Origin of the sequence: Sphingobacterium sp. UBA7038, assembly GCF_002494055.1 — a bacterium.
Lineage (GTDB): Bacteria > Bacteroidota > Bacteroidia > Sphingobacteriales > Sphingobacteriaceae > Sphingobacterium > Sphingobacterium multivorum.
The window spans coordinates 60,807-80,029 of sequence record NZ_DLAV01000006.1; the positions used below are offsets into that span (position 1 = coordinate 60,807).

11 protein-coding genes are annotated in these 19,223 nt (G+C 41.3%); 9 read left to right on the forward strand and 2 right to left on the reverse strand.

Annotated elements, in window-relative coordinates:
• Window positions 1–152: 152 nt before the first annotated feature.
• The 8 genes from B3H30_RS02125 to B3H30_RS02160 all read left to right on the forward strand — a co-directional run bounded on the left by B3H30_RS02125 (window position 153) and on the right by B3H30_RS02160 (window position 14,210).
• A complete protein-coding gene (locus B3H30_RS02125; RefSeq protein WP_175441975.1) occupies window positions 153–1,505 on the forward strand; it encodes a sensor histidine kinase in 1,353 nt (450 codons plus the stop codon).
• Window positions 1,506–1,885: 380 nt separating this feature from the next.
• A complete protein-coding gene (locus tag B3H30_RS02130) occupies window positions 1,886–4,489 on the forward strand; it encodes a zinc-dependent metalloprotease (protein WP_286833099.1) in 2,604 nt (867 codons plus the stop codon).
• 19 nt (window positions 4,490–4,508) lie between these two features.
• A complete protein-coding gene (locus tag B3H30_RS02135; protein ID WP_070564796.1) occupies window positions 4,509–7,847 on the forward strand; it encodes a SusC/RagA family TonB-linked outer membrane protein in 3,339 nt (1,112 codons plus the stop codon).
• A gap of 21 nt (window positions 7,848–7,868) precedes the next feature.
• Window positions 7,869–9,188: a RagB/SusD family nutrient uptake outer membrane protein gene (locus tag B3H30_RS02140; protein WP_070564800.1), complete on the forward strand. Its 1,320-nt coding sequence runs from the start codon at window positions 7,869–7,871 to the stop codon at window positions 9,186–9,188.
• A 74-nt stretch (window positions 9,189–9,262) separates the two neighbouring features.
• On the forward strand, window positions 9,263–9,988 hold the full coding sequence (locus tag B3H30_RS02145) for a LytR/AlgR family response regulator transcription factor (RefSeq protein ID WP_070564803.1): 726 nt from the start codon (window positions 9,263–9,265) through the stop codon (window positions 9,986–9,988).
• 103 nt (window positions 9,989–10,091) lie between these two features.
• Complete coding sequence (locus tag B3H30_RS02150) at window positions 10,092–10,814, forward strand: TonB-dependent receptor plug domain-containing protein (protein ID WP_070564807.1); 723 nt, start codon at window positions 10,092–10,094, stop codon at window positions 10,812–10,814.
• 36 nt (window positions 10,815–10,850) lie between these two features.
• Window positions 10,851–12,689, forward strand: coding sequence for a SusC/RagA family TonB-linked outer membrane protein (locus tag B3H30_RS02155; RefSeq protein ID WP_262511820.1), 1,839 nt, complete (start codon window positions 10,851–10,853; stop codon window positions 12,687–12,689).
• Window positions 12,690–12,725: 36 nt separating this feature from the next.
• Window positions 12,726–14,210 carry a RagB/SusD family nutrient uptake outer membrane protein gene (locus B3H30_RS02160; RefSeq protein ID WP_139144956.1) on the forward strand — a complete coding sequence of 495 codons (1,485 nt, stop codon included), beginning with the start codon at window positions 12,726–12,728 and terminating at the stop codon, window positions 14,208–14,210.
• A gap of 338 nt (window positions 14,211–14,548) precedes the next feature.
• Here the strand turns inward: B3H30_RS02160 and B3H30_RS02165 are convergent, their stop codons facing one another.
• On the reverse strand, window positions 14,549–15,730 hold the full coding sequence (locus B3H30_RS02165) for a PepSY-associated TM helix domain-containing protein (protein WP_070564816.1): 1,182 nt from the start codon (window positions 15,728–15,730) through the stop codon (window positions 14,549–14,551).
• Window position 15,731: 1 nt separating this feature from the next.
• The gene (locus B3H30_RS02170; RefSeq protein WP_070564819.1) at window positions 15,732–18,062 is read right to left on the reverse strand and encodes a TonB-dependent receptor; all 2,331 of its coding nucleotides are present in this window, start codon (window positions 18,060–18,062) and stop codon (window positions 15,732–15,734) included.
• Window positions 18,063–18,346: 284 nt separating this feature from the next.
• On the opposite strand from B3H30_RS02170, the gene B3H30_RS02175 reads away from it, so the two are divergent.
• Window positions 18,347–19,222 (forward strand): glycerophosphodiester phosphodiesterase family protein, encoded by an 876-nt coding sequence (locus B3H30_RS02175; RefSeq protein ID WP_070564822.1) that lies wholly within the window; start codon window positions 18,347–18,349, stop codon window positions 19,220–19,222.
• The last annotated feature ends 1 nt before the right edge of the window (window position 19,223 follow it).

The following is a 19,223-nucleotide window of genomic DNA, read 5'->3' on the forward strand; positions in this document are numbered from 1 at the left end:
ATCAGAAAATTATTATTAATCTCAGTTATGTGATGCATTTATTTTGAAAAGGGCTTGGATTATGTCGTTTTTCATTGACAAGAGGCCGCGTTAAAGCCTTTCTTACGAAGTGCTTTGCATAGGCTTTTAAAAATTTCATGTATTTTTGCAGCGTGAAATTTCGATTTAAAAATGCCGAACAGAAGAATAGTATCATCCTGACTGCCTGTTTGTTTTTGTTGTTGTTGATTGGGGGGGGCTTGCTCGGTATTATCCATCATAAAGTAGACCTCCTTAAGAAGAGGATACTGATCGATTTTGCAGATGAGAATATGTTGCTTGTCAAAAAGCAATTGGAGTTGTTGCAGCAAGATCTATTCCTTTCGGAAAAAAAGATCTTAAATCAGCCCGCCTTTGATCTAAAAGAAAGTGCTGACTCGCTGTTGGTCGTTTTGCCGGTTGGACAAGCGGACTCTGTCAATCAGCGAATGCTTACCTTGTTACGCACACGGACAATAAATCACCGACTATATCACATTTATCTGGATGTAGTAAAATTGAATGCCTATTTCGCGGAACTCAATTTCGGAAGACGAGCTTATTTCGAGATTTACGACGACCGTGGATTATGTGTGTATTCTCCAGATAATCGAAAGTGGGGTAAGCGGGCCAGTACAGCAGTTGCAAAACAAGGACAGATTGTGAAATCTGATTTTCTTCAGCTGGACGTTATGGTCAATTCGTATCCCTGTAACATTCTTTTAGTGGGTGGTGAAATCAAGGTGTATGTCCTGTTGCTGAGTATTGAAGAGGAAATCCAAGAATTGCTAACGTATAGCATCTTGCTTGGTGTGGGCTTGATGTTGGTAGCTATGGTGTTAATCTACTTTAATATCGTGGAGCGTCGCAAGATTCAGCAGCTGAAACTGCAATCCCTGAAGCAAGAGAATGAATATACGCGCATGCAGTTGGTTCAACTGCGGCAGCAGATCAATCCGCATTTTTTATTCAATACATTTGGGTCGCTTCAATACCTGATTGGAAAGGACAATGATCTTGCGAAGTCTTTTATTGGCAAGATGACAAAAGTCTACCGGAAGATGCTCCGCACAGATGAAGCCGAATGGTCATCATTGGGGGAGGAGCTGGAATTGGCCAAAGCCTATTTCTTTTTACAGCAGGTGCGGTTCGGAGCGGCCTTAAGTGATATGGAAATTCTGCTGCCAGCAACATGTTTGGATCGGAAAATTCCACGTTTGGGCCTGCAGATGCTGGTAGAAAATGCGATCAAGCATACCCGTATTTCGATCGAACATCCGCTGAAGATTCAGATCATCTATCTTGTTGAAGAAAACGTGCTGGAAATCCGCAATAACTGGCAGCCCAGACAGGGGGCAGAGCTGGAAGGTGAGGGGTACGGACTTAATTATTTAGCATCCATCTATCGTTATTATGCGATGTCGGGATTCCGGTACGGGATAGAATCGGACTTTTTTTCGGTATACTTACCACTCTCATCCAGTTGAAAATGAAGAATAAAAGATGGTCGGTTTACGTGTTCATGTTTTAGTAGCGCGTGTTCATACCTTTAAACTGCGTGTTCATCGCTTTGCATACTTTTCTGTATAATATTTTTAACAAATTTGGCTCCTAATCTAGAAATATTAGTTCGTGGTTAGCCTAATCCTATCCGATCAAATAGCATAAGTTTTAAGTATAAATGACTTGGAATTGACCTGCTTGGAATAGACAAAATTACTTTCTAATCGTTCTGTAGTAAGCTAAAATTAGCTTATGGATAACACGAGATAATAGCTTGATGATCCGTCATCACTTTTGAAAAACACATGGAGTGCAACGAGCTCAGATATCACCTTTGAAAACAAGGGCTCAAAATATTTATTTGATGAAAAACACTTACACTAAGTTAGCCATAGGTCTTTTATTTTCCGCTGGTCTAATGCAATCTTGTTCATTATTGCAAACAGTAGGCCTGCGAAAAAAAGAAACGGTTACTTCTGCTAAAGATTCTATTGCCAAGAAAGATACGACAGCTGCGTACGACAAATTGTTTAAAGATGCCCGGGTTGATAGTGGTATGTTTACGGTAATTCGTAAGGAAAATAATTACTATTTTGAAATTCCATTGAAGAAAATGGGACAGGATATTCTGTTGATACAGAAGCTGTCTTCCGTGCCATTGGCTTTAAATGAGGCTGGGGTAAACAAAGGAATGAATTATGAAAATAAGGTCATCCGGTTTACACTCCGCAAGGAGAAGAAAGAAGTGTGGGTTTCGGAGATCAAACCTCAGGTGGAAGTCCCTAAAGGTGACGCAATAGCCGCTTCGGTATACGATAATTACCGCCCTTCTTATATTGAATCTTTTAAGATTGAAAGTTATTCAAAAGATTCAAGTGCTGTTGTAATCAAAGTCAATAAGGTATTTGATGGTTCAGAAAAGAGTTTTACGGATGTGTTTACTTCCTTGGGTTTGGGAACTTCACCTAAAACCAGTATATCTACAGTTGAAGATATCAAATCCTATGCGAATAATATCGTTGTGAAGTCTGTATTTTCTACCAAGGTGACGGAAGGTAATGAATCTGTACCGGTTTCTTTGGAAATTACAAGTAACCTTTACGAACTGCCTGAAACGCCTATGGTTGCCCGGTTTGCAGATCCAAGGGTTGGTTTCTTTACTTCGCCGCGTTGGTATTTTAACGATAAACAACAAGAACTGGATAAGAAAAATCTGGTCAATCGCTGGCGTTTGGAACCGCGTGACGAAGACAAAGCGCGCTATCTGAAAGGGGAGCTGGTCGAACCCAAAAAACCGATTGTCTTTTATTTGGACCCAGCGACCCCAAAACAATGGCGTCAGGCCATTATTGATGGCGTACATGATTGGCAGGTCGCCTTTGAAGCTGCTGGCTTCAAAAATGCAATTCTGGCCAAACAACAGCCCGATAGTGTCAAATTTGATCCAGACGACGCTAATGTTTCTTCTATTGTATACGCAGCATCTGCTCAAGCTAATGCCATGGGGCCATCTGTTGTTGATCCACGCTCAGGGGAGATATTAGAAGCTGACGTGATTTGGTGGCACAACGTCATGACTATTTTGAACAGTTGGATGCGCATACAGACCGGTATCGTAGATACATCAGTACGTGCTAATGTTTTCTCCGATGAGAAAATGGCACATGCTATTCGTTTTGTGTCGTCCCATGAAATTGGACACACGCTTGGATTGATGCACAATATGGGCTCTTCGGCAAGTTTCCCTGTTGATTCGTTGCGTAGCAAAAGCTTCACCGCTAAAATGGGAGGGACCGCTCCTTCCATTATGGATTACGCACGTTTCAATTATGTGGCGCAACCTGAAGATGGTGTGGAACAGATTACTCCCGTGATCGGTGCTTACGACAAGTACGCCATTGGCTGGGCCTACCGCTGGTATGGCAAAACACAGCCTTGGGATGAAATCCCTTTGCTGAGAAAGGAAATTGATAGCCATGTACATGATCCTATTTATCATTACGGTGAACAGCAGGACTCTAAAAATATCGTTGATCCGCGGGCTCAATCGGAAGATCTTGGTGATGACGCCATGAAGGCTGGCGAATATGGTATGCTGAATCTGCGTCGCATGATGCCTAATATTATCAATTGGACAACCAATGTCGGCGATGATTACTACCGTGCCGGTAAGTTGTATATGGGCGTGGTTGGACAATGGTATGCATATGCTGATCATGTTTTAAATAATATTGGTGGTATTTACCTCGAAAATGCTGTTTTGGGTGATCAAAAAGATGCCTATAGCCCAGTACCAAAAGACAAACAACTACGTGCTTTGGAGTACCTCAAGAAGAATGTCTTTTACATGCCCGAATGGTTGTTCGTTCCGGAGCTGATGGCAAAAACTTTTCCATTGAAAGATTCTCCGTTAGGACCATTTGAGTACGCTCCTTATAACTTACAACGTGAATTTCAATACGCTATGTTGTATAAACTGGTCAATGATGAACGTTTGCTGCGTATGGTTGAGATGGAAAATCTTTTCGGAAGTAAGAAAGCATGGAGCGCACCGGAGTTTTTAACTTCTGTACGTCAGACGGTTTTTGCTAAAACCATCAGCGGACAATCGTTGGATCTTAAAACACGGATGCTGCAACAAAACTATGTGGATGTGCTGATGGTCTCTACCAACAAATCGATGGAGAAACTAAATGCGAAGAAACTAGCAGGTATCGAGCAGCTGGTTGAAGCGACGCAACCTGACCTATGTTTACATCCACAACATGCATCCTCTTCAAAAGCTGGACTGCGGAATGTACATGTCACTGGTATGATCCGTACTTCGGATATGCTGACTTATAAACGCGCTGAATTATATGAGATTTACCAGTTGTTGAAACAAAAGCAGCGGACTGGTGATGCGACGACAAAATCGCATTACATGGATCTTTTATTGCGTATTGCAAATACCTTAGAATTAAACTAATATATTAACATCTACCAAAATGAATAAGTTTTTAATACCGTTGACCTTCATGTGTGTGCACGTTGCGCATGCGCAGGAATCCAGAGAATTGAAAGGAAAGGTTCTGGATGCGGTCACTTTAAAACCTGTCGTGGGGGCGACAGTTGTCGTTGAAAGTTCGGCAGTAGCAGAAGATATCGGTGTACCTAATCAGGTGCAGCAGTCGGCATTGGGTTCATTGACCGATGCGGCTGGTGAATTTCGCTTAAAAGTGCCTAGTAATTTAAAATATGTAACGATTAGCTATGTCGGGTACCAGCGTATTCAGGTGCCGGTATTTCAGGATCATAAGACAATCTTGCTTCAGCCAAGTGGTGAATCTTTAGATGAAGTGATCGTAACAGGTTATACGGATATCAAAAAACGTAAGAATACGACGGCTTACAATAAAATCAATGTCGCTGATATCAAACAAACCGGAGTTTCATCGATCGACGAAATGTTGGCTGGTCAGGTCGCAGGCTTGCAGCTGAGTAATTTTAATGGTGGACCTAACAGCGCGCCACAGATCCGTATCCGGGGTACGGTATCACTCAATGGCACACAAGACCCCTTATGGGTCATCGATGGCTTACCGATTGAAGGAGCTGAATTGCCCAAACGAATTGACAAAGACAATTTGAATAGCTTGAGTAATCTTCCGATTGCGGGTATCAATCCTGACGATATCGCCGATATTACGGTATTAAAGGATGCAGCGGCGACTTCCATCTATGGCGCGAGGGCGGCAAATGGAGTCATTGTGATTACCACAAAAAGGGGGAAATCTGGACCTGCAAAACTGCAGGTATCAGCAAATACTTTTGTGACGCAACGTCCGGATTTCGGTAAACTCAACCTGATGGATGCCAATGAAAAAGTGGACTTTGAACTCTTGATGGCCGACCGCACCGATTTAAATTATCGTGCGGATAAGGGGGCCGTTATGCGGATATTAAACAAAGCAAATGCATTGGATGCTTACCGTTCGGGTGGTTTGGCAGCCTTATCACCTGAAGTACAGCAGTCAATCAATCAATTGCGCACACAACAGACGGATTGGGGAAAAGAACTTTATCGTCAAGCTTTGAATCAGCAGTATTCAGCTTCAATTTCTGGTGGTAATGACGGGCATCGTTATTATTTGTCCAGCAGTTTTTACGATGAGAAGGGAGCAACAAAAGGAGCAGATCTTCGTCGTTATTCTTTGACATTAAATAATGACTTCAATATTAACGACAGATTCAAAGCTGGAATCAATCTATTAGGATCCGTTTCAAATAGGCAGAACCCAATCCAGGATGACGATGCCTTTACTAATCCTAGTAATTATATGCGTTTGGTTAATCCATACTTGACTGTACGTGATCAATCTGGTAAATACAATTATGATCCGGATATTGAAGGCTATGAAAAAGATACCTATATTCCTTTCAATGCTATAGAAGAAAGGGAGAATACCAAATATACGTTAACGAATAAGGCACTGAAAGCGATTGGTTACCTGGAATATACTATTATTCCACAATTGTCATTACGCTCCGAATTTGGTTTGCAGTTTGATGAAAACAGCACAGAAAAATTTGCCGATCAGGAAAGTTATAATACGCGCAAGTTGCGGGCTTCGACGCGGTATTACGATTCTGCAACTAAAACGTATAAATATTTCTTGCCTACAGGAGGTAAGATCGAAAATATCAATAATAGTATCTTCCAATATAATTGGAAAACTTACCTAAAATATAACAAAACTTGGAACGACAGACATGAGCTGGAATTGATGGGAGGAACAGAGCTGCGCCGTAGTACGAATAAAGCCGTATCAACCAAAGGTTTTGGCTACAATCCAGCGACTTTAACTACACAAAGTATTGTTTTTCCAAATAGTAATGATCAAACAAACGCCAAATTCCTTCAGTATAGTAAGGGATATATCGAGAACTCATATGCCTCTTTTTATGGAAATGCGACCTATACGTTTGATCGTAAATACAACGTCAATGGTAGTATTCGTTATGACGGCTCAAATATGTTCGGTGTAGATCCGCAATATCGTTTCTTACCAATCTGGTCTTTGTCCGGATCCTGGAACGTACTTGAGGAGGACTTCATCAAAGGAAAAACGGCGTTATCGGATCTCCGTTTACGTGCTTCCTACGGTATCCAGGGCAATGTCGATCGGAATACCTATCCATTTATCGTTGGAAGGTATGGAAATTCGACTTTAATTCCGGGTTATAATGAAGGAACAGTTACGGTTGAGATACCTGCAAATGATAAATTACGTTGGGAGCGTACGCAATCTTATAATGCTGGAGTTGATCTAGGTCTATGGAAGAATAGATTGAATATTACGGTTGACTATTACAACAGAAAAAGTACCGACCTAATAGCTTATAGTGCATTGCCTTTAGAAAACGGTTTCCAGAATGTGCAGGTCAATTGGGCCTCAGCACGAAACCAAGGTGTAGAACTGACCATATCAAGCCGTCAGATTCAAACAGATAAATTCTCCTGGTCAACGGACTTTAATATCGCACATAATGACAATAAGTTATTGACGGTTATGAATGATCCGAAGGCTTATGCACCAGAGGCACAGGAAGGGCGCCCAATCAGTGGTCTATATGTGCTGGAAACGGCTGGACTGGATAAAGATGGTGTGATGCAATTTAGAAATCAAGATGGATCGGTTTCAAGCTTTGAAGAGTTTTATGGTTTATACGATCCTTGGGCTGATTTCTTGCCGGGTTATATGTCGCAAACCGACATGACAGCTGCAGAATACCGTTCTAAATTTAAATACAAGGGTAGTAAAGATCCGAAGCTTATCGGTGGTATGACCAACCGTTTCCGTTATGCTAACTTTGACTTGGCGATTTCAGCTGTCTTCAATCTGGAGCGTTGGGTAAGCCGTACACCGACTTATAATCCAGCGAAGGTCGACCGCGGACAGAATTATACAACAGATCTTTTGAATGTCCTACAAAAGGGTGGTAATATGCCTGCTTTGGGAAGTATAAGTTCTGAATTAAATGACCGCTGGATGGCCTATGCCTGGATGGAAAGCAACGACCCAATTAATTCGTTTAAACAATATGATATTTGGGCTAAGAAAATGAGTTATGTCCGTATCAATAGTGTACGTTTGGGATATACACTACCTCCTGCACTAAGCAAAAAAATTGGTGCAAGCAATTTACGCGTGAATGTAGAAGGACGTAATCTATTTGTTTTCGGAGCAAATTATGAAGGGTATTTTGATCCGGAGACTTATGGAAACTATTATGCGCAGCCGATCAGCAAATCTTTTGCTTTTGGTCTGTCAGCAAGTTTTTAATTCTTTTAACTGATTTATAACATGAAAAAAATAGTTTATTTTGGAATGATCATGGCAGCGAGTGCATTGGCATCCTGCAATAAATATTTAGATATACAACCGGTAGGAACGGTCATTCCTGCCTCGGAAAGTGATTTTAGAGGGTTAATGACAAGTAGTTATACTGGTTTTCCTGCGCATAAGTCTTATTTGTCCTTGCGTACAGATGAACTATTGTTGGATGAAAGTTCGACAGATGCGGCTAGAACCAAAGATATCTATCTTTGGAACGATCAAAACCCCGATCCTGCAACAATTGCTTATCCTTATTTGGCATTCTATAAAAGTATTTTTTATACGAATCAGATCATCAGTACGATCGATGACAAGTTGGCTAGTAATGGTACAGTAGACCAGATCAAGGGTGAAGCTTATCTCATGCGGTCTTACGCTCATTTTGAGTTGTTAAATCTTTACAGTGAGGTCTATTCGGCGAGTAATGCAGGGCTTCGGGGTGTTCCTTTATCGACAAAGATTGACCTGGAACAACGTTTTGTTCCCGCGACCATTGGAGAGTCTTATATGCAGATCCTAACTGACATGGAAAAAGGGACAGCGTTACTGACTGTCGATGATCAGGCAAAAGGTGTTAATTATCGCTTTAGCAAACGCGCTGCTTTTGCAATGGCCTCACGCGTTCATTTATACCGCGGTGAGTGGCAGGAAGCAATTGATGCCGCTAAAAAAGCTTTGGCTATAAATGACAAATTGGTTGATCTCAATGTTGCTGGAAGCCTACTTCCGAATGATTTTGAATCCGCAGAGATGATTATGGCTTTGGAAAAAGTATCTGTTCCTGGTGTACGTACAAGTTCCTTTATTTCACCGGCCTTATTAGACAGTTATTTAGCAGGCGATTTGAGAAAAGGTCGTTACTTCCAAAAAAGTGGGGGCGATTATGTATCCCTCAAAGGTGGAGACAACCGTTTTAACGTGAGTTTTAGAAATGCTGATCTTTATTTGACGATGGCCGAATGTTATGTTCGCCTGGGAAATACAGCAGAAGCATTAAAATATCTGTCTGCTTTAAAGAAAAACAGATTTACCGCAGATGCCTATGCCAAAGAAACGAAGGCCGACGCAGGTTTGTCAAAGGAGCAATTGCTAGATGCGGTTCTGCTGGAACGCAAGCGTGAACTGGCGCTAGAGGGATTACGCTGGTATGATCTAAAACGGACGACAAGACCGGCGATCACACACAGTAGTTTCGGTAGGACGGTAACCCTGCAGCAGAACGATCCACGTTATGTGATTCGCTATCCACAGGAGGCAATCAATAATAATCCCGATCTGTTAAAATAATCGATTTTTTTTATCCTATATATATTAATCCATTTTCTTTTTTTAGGAAATGGATTTTTTATTACATTCAACCCATGAGATGGAAAATACTGATTGTCGAAGACGAAGACTGGGCTTTTGTAGGCTTAAAGGAAATGTTGACTGCGCTCTATGGAGAAAGCGAACTGATCTTTACCAATGCAAAAGAGGTTCAGGAAGCGGTGATGACGATCAATAGAAATCAATTCGATCTGATTTTTATGGATATCCACCTGATGGATGGGCTGAGCTTTGAAATTTTTAAACAGGTATCGATCGATGTGCCACTGATTTTTACGACTGCTTACGAACAATATGCATTGGAGGCCTTCCAAAATAAGGGTTATGCCTATCTGTTAAAGCCTTTCGATAGCGACGAGTTGGCGGAGATCATGAAACGTATCGAACCGCTACTACCCAACGTAGAACCTCGGCTCAAACAGCGCTTCCTAGTGAAATATGGTAATTTTTTAAAGTCGCTGGCCATTGCTGATATTGCCTATTTTATGGCAGAAGACAAAGAGCTGTATGCCGTAGAAAAAGGATCGGGAATTGCATATATTATTGAAGATACCATCACACATCTCGTTTCACAGGTGGATCCAACAGTTTTCTTTCAGATCAATCGGAAATTCCTTGTTCGGATAGATGCCATCCAGTCCATGTTAAAGATTAGTCGAAATCGAATCAAGTTAGAGCTAATGCCTTCAACCCCAGAAGGAATTGTCGTCATTGTTAGTGAGGAACGGTCCCCGAAGTTTCAAAAATGGCTTGATCAATAATGGTGAATTAGCTAACGAAAAAATATTTTTCTAGACATATTTATAAATTAAATAGCTGAATATTAGTGTTTTTTGTTTTTAGTTCTTAAAATCTAGTAATTCAATGGGTATCGGCTCCATTAATGCCTCCAGTGCACCTTTGATCGTGTTGGATGGTAGTCCCTATGCAGGAGATATTAACTCCATCAATCCGAATGACATTCAGTCCATCTCTGTTTTAAAAGATGCAGCATCAAGTGCACTTTATGGTTCCAGAGGGGCAAATGGGGTGATTATCATTACCACAAAGTCGGGAGTGACTTCCGACAACACCAAGATTAATCTCAATTTTACACAGGGCTATTCAACACGTGCAGTTCGTGACTATGATCAGGTGTCGACCGATGAATATTTTCAACTCTATTGGGAAGCTTTAAGAAATAAAAACCTATCAAATGGCCTTACGGCAGAGCAAGCGGCGTCCAATGCAAGTAAGACCGTATTGACAGATTTAAATATTAATCCTTACGGCAGTCAATACCCACAGCCGGTCGGCGTAGATGGTAAATTGGTTGCTGGAGCAAAAACGCTTTGGAATGATCCATGGACCGACGTATTGCAACGTACTGGGGTGCGTACACAGGCAGACCTCGGATTTAGCGGTGGTAGTGCAAAGAGTACCTACTACATTTCAGGAGGTTATCTCAATGATCAAGGAATTGCAATTGAATCGGGCTTTAAACGCTATAATCTGCGTGCAAATATTGACAGTAAGGTCAAGTCTTGGTTAAATGTAGGCCTGAATATAGGTGGTAGCAGTACACAACAAAAGTATCCGCAGTCTTAAGACAGTAATACGGCTAATATTATAAATTTTACGAGACTGGTCCCGTCTTTTTATCCGTACTATGAGCGGAATGCGGATGGCTCATATGTCCTTGATGGAGCCGGAAACAAGATTTACGATTTTGGAGAATATCGTCCAAGTGGTGCGACTCCACGTAATAATCTGGCAGCATCTCTTCCTTTGGATCGAAATGATATCCGCCGCGAAAATCTATCTGCACGAACCTATCTGGAAGTGTTGTTTTCTAAAAACTTAAAGTTTAAGTCGACTTATAGTCTTGATTATCTCAATGGAAATACGCACGACTACACTAATCCATTGTTGGGCGATGGTGTGAACACCGGGGGGTATGTGTATCGTTCAAACGTACGTACGGTCGCACAGACCTGGAATAATTTGCTGACCTATGAAAAGCAGTTTGGTTTGCATTCCCTCAATGTATTGGCCGGACAGGAATACTATGATTTTAACAGCAGTAATATAAATGGTAGCAGACAACAGTTTGTACTTCCTTATTTTGACGAACCTGCTGCTGCATCTCAACTTAATAATTTTACAGGATCCAGTGTTGATTATAGGTTACTGAGCTTTTTGGGAAGAGCGGAGTATAACTATGATAACAAATACTATTTTTCAACTTCCTTACGGACAGATGGATCATCTCGGTTTTCGCCGGATAAACGTTGGGGTACATTCTGGTCTGTGGGCGGCTCATGGAAACTGAAGCAGGAGGATTTTCTGAAGGATAATACAACGGTTAATCAGTTAACCGTCAGAGCGAGTTATGGTGGACAAGGAAACGATAATCTGGGAACCTATTATGCTTATAAAGGACTTTATACCATTGCAAATAGTTTGGGTAAAGGCGGGACGTATACCGGCAGGCTGGCTACGCCGGATCTAAAATGGGAGTCGAACCTTAATTTGAATGTGGGGGTTGACGTATCCGCTTTTGAGAACCGGGTGTCGTTAAGCGTGGAGTACTTTAACCGTCGAAGTAAAGATTTGCTATTTACAATGCCGATGGCTTATTCAACAGGATATACAGGCTATGATGCAAATATAGGAGCGCTGAAAAATACAGGTGTCGACGTGGATATTCGTACTGTCCCGGTTCGAAATGAAAATTTTAAATGGAATTTAGACGTCAATCTTTCGCATTACAAAAACAAGATTACAGCTTTGCCAAAAGACAATAAACCGATCATCACGGGTAATAAACTCCTGCGTGTAGGTGGAAGTATCTATGATTTTTATCTGCCGGAATGGGCTGGAGTAAATCCAGATAACGGTCTGCCGCAATGGTATACTGCTGATAAGGACGGTAATAAAACAGGTGAAAAAACTTCGGAATACAGTAAGGCCGGTAATTTTATTGCCGGAACTTCATTGCCAGATCTTGTCGGCGGGATTCAAAACAGTTTCACCTACAAAAATTTTGATTTGTCTGCTTTATTGAGTTTTAGTTTGGGTGGACAGATATTAGATAACGATTATATTCAGCTTATGCATAGCGGTAATAATCCAGGACGCGCTTGGTCAAAGGAGATCCTCGAGCGCTGGACGCCTGAGCATACGCAGACCGATGTGCCTAAATTGACAACTGATAACTTGAATTGGACTTCTTCGTCCACACGCTTTCTTTACAGTGGCACTTATGCACGCCTTAAAAATGTAAGTTTAGGTTATCGATTACCTTCGGATTTATTGAAGCGGATAGGTGTAGAAAAACTTCGCGTCTTTGCAACAGCCGAAAATCTATTGACATTTTATGGTCATCAAGGAATGGATCCAGAACAGACGGTGAATGGGGCGACCTATTTTCGCTATCCGGCAATGCGAACAATCTCTGGTGGTATTCAGCTTGTTTTTTAATGCCTTATTGTTAATCTGAGAATTTAAATGAAAATCATGAAACTAAAAATTGTATATATCATATTGGCGCTCTCCCTAGTAAATGCATCATGTAAGGATGCGCTTGAGCTGGATCCGACGACCGCAGTGCCTGAAGGTGAAGTTTTTAAAAACACCGACAATGTTGCTACGGTGATCAACGGTACCTGGAAGTATTTAAATGATACCTATTTTACCTATGCTAATCCGGGATATACAGCGGTAATGCGTACTAGTGATGCGATGGGAAGTGATGTGGCGGTGACCACCAAATATGGCTATCGTGATGCTTATGCCTTTACCGAATTGACAAATAATCGATCAAATCGTGTCAATTCTTTTTGGATTATGTTGTATAAGGTGATCGATAACATGAACAATGTCATTGCAAAGGTAGATGGGGCCGAAGGCTCTACTGAAACTAAAAATGTGTTAAAGGGAAGAGCTAAAGCATTACGTGCATTTTCCTACTTAAATCTGGCCACATTTTATCAGTTTAGTTACCTCAAGGACAAAAATGCGAAATCTGTTCCGATTTATACCGAACCCAGTACACTATCGACTGAAGGAAAATCAAGGTCAACACAGGCAGAAGTGTATGAACTTATCTTGAAAGATCTCAAAGACAGTGAAAGCTTGTTGGCTTCTGCTGGTCGAGCGGATAAATACGAAATCAATGCAGAGGTTGTTTATGGTTTGCTCGCTCGGACTTATCTGCAGGTTGGCGAATGGAAACTGGCCGCAGCGTATGCTGAAAAAGCAGCTCAGAAGTATAATTTAATGACTCCGTCAGATTATCAGGCGGGTTTTAATGATCTTGGAAATAGCGAGTGGATTTGGGGGCATCAGCAGACTAACGAGCAAAATGTGGCAAGTTATACATTTCATTATTTGGATGTTTCGTCAGCTGGATCTTATTACTATAGTTTTATGGCCGATCCTTATTTTAAAGATTTATTCGATACCAGTGATGTGCGTTACGCTTTATTTGAATGGGATAATTTACCCGGTCGGGAGGGCTTTCTACGGTATAAGAAGTTTAAGTTTAAATCGAATTTGATCGGTGACATTGTGTATATGCGTGCTTCGGAAATGGTTTTGATCGCTGCCGAGGGGTACGCACGGGCTGGTGAAAAAGATAAAGCAGTAGCAGCCTTGAATAAGCTGCGTGCAGCGAGGAATGCAAAGCTGTTTTCAGGAAATGATACGGATCAATTAATTGCAGCGATCCTGATTGAAAGACGAAAAGAGCTTTGGGGGGAAGGATTTGCCCTGTCGGATATTCTTCGGACACAAGGAAAGGTTGCACGAAAATCTTATGTTGATGCAGACGGCAAGCCTATTCAAGTCCAAATTGTGGGTGCAGATGGCAAACCGAAGCTAGTGAACGGGCAGGGGCACCGGGTTATTAAGTTTCCTAATGGATCTAATTTTGTGGAAAATAGCCCTTATTATTTGTTTGCTATCCCATACGAAGAGACTGTGCGGAACCCGAATCTGTAAAGTTAGTTGTTGGTTTATTATTGAAGAAATCCGGTGTACCCTGTGCATCGGATTTTCTTTTTTCCCGCTCGCCCTTCTTCTTAGGCTGTATATTGTGGTTCCTTATGTTGAAGAATGCTTCCTTTTTTTAGTGTCGCCCTGTTGGCCCTGCTGCGCGTTGGGCTCTTCTCGATTTAAAGGTTGTCATCTTTTTTCTCTTGTATGTTGTTTTTTCAGCTGGCTTATCGTGTTCCTGTAAATTTGGACAAGAGATTGCGTCGGTAAATAGGGTGAGGGTTAGTTTTCCACATTATGTTAATAACGCTGTTGAAAACCTGTTTAAAAGAAAAATACAGTTATTAACAGTACTTATTAACATTATGTTGATAACCTTTCTTTTTCTTCTTTTTGCTTTTGTTCATCCAGATGATGTATCCGGTGATGGGCAAGGAAGCACAAAAGAGACTGGCAAGGCAAGCGATAATTTTTGTTGTGAGTCCACCGATGGCACCGGTATGAATATCATAGTTAAGTGCACCGAGCTTATCCCCATACTGCAATTCGTTGCTGGATTTGACTGCTGTAAGACTGTTTTCTTCTTTATTATAATAAAGCCAGTCAAATACACCACTTCGTTTTTCATGATGTCTCACCTGTATATCCATTGCTGTTTCGGTCTCTTTTTTTAGTCGGATCGACATCATTTCAGCATCCGGATAATTTGTCAAGGCATACCGCAGCGCATTGTCCTGAAATTTCTTTTCCACAGCGGGCAAGGGTATAGGGGAGCTACGTGTGGAAGAAGCTGTTGGCGACTGCAATAAATTGAATGTTGCGCTATAGGTCTTTTTAAAATCCGGAAAAGCAAAAGCGAGTCCCGTAATGGCAAAAATCAATCCGATAAATAAACTGTAAAATCCGATGACATTGTGGAGGTCGTGGTTCAGTCGCTTCCATTTGACTTTGGTATCTAACCAAAAACTGCGCTTGAGATTCTTGCCCTTCCATTTTTTTGGCCACCAAAGAACAATACCACTAAGTAAGATAAGGACAAAAATGACCGTTGACCAGGCGACGATAGGGTGGCCATATTGCTTGCCCAAGAGGAGGTTTAGGTGAAGCTGAAGCACTAACTGAAAGAACTCTGTTTTTGAATTCTCTACTTGCTGTATCTGGCCAGTATATGGATTGATGAAAACTCGTTTGTAATAGCGGTAATAATTCCAATGGCCAAATGCTTTTTCGTCCGTTTTTATGGCACGAAATACCCAGGTACGATTCTTCGAAGGATAGAGATCAACCCGCGTGATTTTTTGATTTTTTTTGAGGCTTTTCTGTGAGCTGTCAAGAAGTGTGCTTAATGGTAGTGGAGTTTTTGAGTGGATGGTTGTATCGGAGATAAAATATTTTTCAGGATAAGCCCAGAGCTTGAGCTCATCCTGAAAGGTGTATATGCTGCCCGTCAGGCTTAGGATGAATACCACAACTCCGGTGATGATTCCGAGCCATTTATGCAACCAAAGAATGACGGTCTTAAACATATTAAAATTTATAATTGATGTTAAATGAGGCCAACATACCTTGTCCTTTGACGTATTCTTCATTTAAGGCACGATATTGACTGACAACAGGGTAATAGTTTTTATTGAATAAGTTTTCTACACCCATACCGATAGACCATTGTTTGTTTACTTGGTAATTTCCATTTAAGTTAAATAGGTCAACAGTTTTAACGGGGCCTTCACTGTTTTTGTAGACGCCTTTATCGTTTGGAAGAAAGCGATCCCGGGACCCGGTATGTACCCAAAAAAGCTGAAAGGTTAAGGGTTTGATTGGCGTGTAATAGATGTATCCCGTTGCTTTGTCTGGCGAGATCCGTGAACCATTGAGGTAGGATTTTGATCCATCGTCCTTTTTTGACTTTCCTTCCACATAGGCATAGGTTCCACCGATGGTCAATTGAGGCGAAATATCAGCGCTTAATGCAATTTCGTAACCATACACATCTTCTGGAAGACGTTGTGGCATCAGGTAACCGCCAATGTCCACCAGTTCAACACCCATTTTTGAAGTACTGTAGTAATAAGATGCTGATAGCTGGAAAATGCTGTAATTGCTTGAGAATCCGATTTCGTAATTATTGGTGATAATAGGATCAGTTTTTAGGCTATCTAAATCATTATCTGTTGCCCGACGTACAATACGGCCAAGTTCATTGATCGCGAAACCTTGAGAGAAACTCACGAAGGGATTAAAGATCGCGAATTTGTTGTAACGCAAACCAGCATTGAAGGTCGCTCCTTTGTAGGGGATATTGCCTCCTTTTACAGCAATACTTCCTTCGTTGTTGGGACCTGTAGCGATGGTATTGAAATCCTTTATTTTGACTGTTGCATTTTCATAACGTACACCGCCTTTAAAGATTAAGTTTTCTAGGAAATCAATTTTTACCTGGGCGTATGGAGCAACGTTTAACATATTCATATAGGGAATATAGACCCTGCCATCGGTCAGATTTTGATCCGTAACATCATTTAATAAATCCACACCATAGGTGATATCCGCATTGGAACCCAATACCTGGAAAGGTGTGTTTAGGTTAACGCGTAGGCCTTTTTTCTCCGAGTTGATCTGTGTTTGTCCCGGACCGTACCATGCAGAGGCTTTCTCAACATAACGGTTCATGGATCGAAATGTATTGTAGTATGCAGAAGCAGTTAAGGATGTCGAAGCGAATAGATTACTTTTAGTATAGGTCAACATGGCATTGTGGTTATACGGAGTTCCGGCAGGTTTACCTGGATCATCGCCTTTTACGCCTATCGTTGGCGTTTGACCATATACACCTGTTTGGCTGATGTATCTGTTGTGTTGGTTACTTCTGTAGAAGTTGTACACTGCTGTAATATTGGAACTACTATCGATACGGTATCCGGCCTTTAAAAATGCATTGTATTGATAGGTGTTCGAAAGACCGTCTGTCTGACCAAGGGGAACTCCGTCGCCATCGCGCTGCAAGCCAACGTAATCGGCCGAACCGCTAACGGTATAATTCCATCTGTTTTTTTGTCCGTACAAGGTTTGTCCTATGCGATATCCCATGGTGCCGGCGCTGTGTACGGGATTGAATGTTGTTCGTAGACTGGTGATTCCTTGGATAGCTGCAGCGTCTTTGGAGGGATTGCGTGTAATGTAATTGATAATCCCGCCTGCCGATCCATTTCCATAGATGGATGTGGCACCTTTGATAACCTCCACGCGCTCGATGACACTCGGGTCAATGGTCCGGAGATCACGTTGTCCATTCATCAAAGGTGTAGATTGCGGAATTCCATCGATCAACACCAGTACAGATCGCCCACGCAGTGTTTGTCCAGAATTAGTCGCTTTGTTGGTTGAGGTTCCCAAGCCCGGGATGGTATTACCCAAAATTGTGGAAAGATTGGTGCTTATCTGACTTTGAGCTTCGATTTCTTTTGTGGTTAAAATAGAAACTGAAGAAGGAACAGTTGAAATGTTTTCCGCTTTACGTCCAGCTGTTACGATAATTTCATCTAAAAGTTGAGTAGAATTGAGCTGAAATAACAGGGGCTGTTGAACGGTATCTAAATTAACCATTTTTTCAACCGTTGAAAAGCCTGTATAAGACACACGCAATTGAATGGGATTATTCAACGGTCTTTTGGCAAAAATGAATTGTCCAAGTTGATTAGAATAGCCGACGTTTTTTCCGTCAACTTTGATATTCGCTTGACTTAATGGTTTATTGTCACTGTCCTTGACAATTAGGGATAATTCTTGTGCATTGAGTTGAGCGCTTAAAAGCAAAAGTATTCCACTGCTGAACATTGTATAGCATGTTCTATTTTTCATGGTAATTTATTTAGATTAAATATAAATTAATGTGCAAATATAGTTTATTTTATCATTGTGCCGACAGCTATACGTTATTTTTTTGATTTTTATAGATGTTAGGTCGTGATTTTCAAGTTCATTTTGTCGCACTTGATGCATATGAATTGGTAAGCAAATGTTTACGGGCAGGGGTTTACACGAATTGAATGCTTTATTAAAGACTTATTGATCTTGGATGATTAATTTAGCATACTGTTTTTTGTGTGTCGTAGGCTTAGAGATTTTAACGTAATTATAAATTCATGAGAAGAACATTTTTTGCTTTTTTTCTTTTTGTTTCGTCGTACTCAATCGTCGTCGGACAAAAAATCCACTCACTCGCGTTTGCTTCTCCACAGGCGATGCGAGATTATTTTACCTATGCTAGCGACAAAAAAATTGTCAGTGGTCATCGGGGAACGATTGAGGCTGGGCTTCCAGAAAATTCGATTGCGGCATTTGAGGCCGTGCTGCAAAAAACAACGGCTATTTTTGAAATCGATCCGCGTTATACCAAGGATAGTGTTGCTATTTTGATGCATGATGCGACATTGGATCGAACCACAAATGGAAAAGGAAAAATAGCAGACCATACCTGGGATGAATTGCGTAAACTGAAGCTAAAGGATCAGGCTGGAAATGTGACCAACTATGGTATTAACACACTTGATGAAGTTATTAAATGGGCAAAGGGTAAAACTATCCTCAACTTAGATAAAAAAGACTTACCATTGGCGGCTACAGCAGCAATACTAAAAAAATACAATGCCTACAGTTGGGTGTGGGTTACGGTACATAATACTGAACAGGCAGCGTTTTATTTGGCGCAGAATCCAGAACAGTATATGTCCATGCATATCAAAGATCAAGCTGCATTGGAGAAGTTTAAATCCGCTGGATTACCCTACGACCGTATGATTGTCTATATCGGGCCAGAACTAAAGGATTCCAATCAGGCGATGTATCAATTTTTCAACAGAAAGGGTGTGATGTGCATGATTTCAGCAGCACCTACCTACGATAAATTGAAGACAAAGGCAGAACGTGCCGAGAAGTATAAGGCCATATTTGCGGAAGGAGCCTCCATTCTTGAGTCTGATCTTCCTATGGAAGTTGGCGAAGTAATCGATTCGTTTTGAC

What these genes read in the sequence shown, in the direction of transcription:
- B3H30_RS02145 (WP_070564803.1), top strand. Translation starts at nt 9,263, where the DNA reads ATGAGATGGAAAATACTGATTGTCGAAGACGAAGACTGGGCTTTTGTA.
- B3H30_RS02150 (WP_070564807.1), top strand. Translation starts at nt 10,092, where the DNA reads ATGGGTATCGGCTCCATTAATGCCTCCAGTGCACCTTTGATCGTGTTG.
- B3H30_RS02170 (WP_070564819.1), bottom strand. Translation starts at nt 18,062, where the DNA reads ATGAAAAATAGAACATGCTATACAATGTTCAGCAGTGGAATACTTTTG.
- B3H30_RS02175 (WP_070564822.1), top strand. Translation starts at nt 18,347, where the DNA reads ATGAGAAGAACATTTTTTGCTTTTTTTCTTTTTGTTTCGTCGTACTCA.
- B3H30_RS02165 (WP_070564816.1), bottom strand. Translation starts at nt 15,730, where the DNA reads ATGTTTAAGACCGTCATTCTTTGGTTGCATAAATGGCTCGGAATCATC.
- B3H30_RS02130 (WP_286833099.1), top strand. Translation starts at nt 1,886, where the DNA reads ATGAAAAACACTTACACTAAGTTAGCCATAGGTCTTTTATTTTCCGCT.
- B3H30_RS02135 (WP_070564796.1), top strand. Translation starts at nt 4,509, where the DNA reads ATGAATAAGTTTTTAATACCGTTGACCTTCATGTGTGTGCACGTTGCG.
- B3H30_RS02140 (WP_070564800.1), top strand. Translation starts at nt 7,869, where the DNA reads ATGAAAAAAATAGTTTATTTTGGAATGATCATGGCAGCGAGTGCATTG.
- B3H30_RS02160 (WP_139144956.1), top strand. Translation starts at nt 12,726, where the DNA reads ATGAAACTAAAAATTGTATATATCATATTGGCGCTCTCCCTAGTAAAT.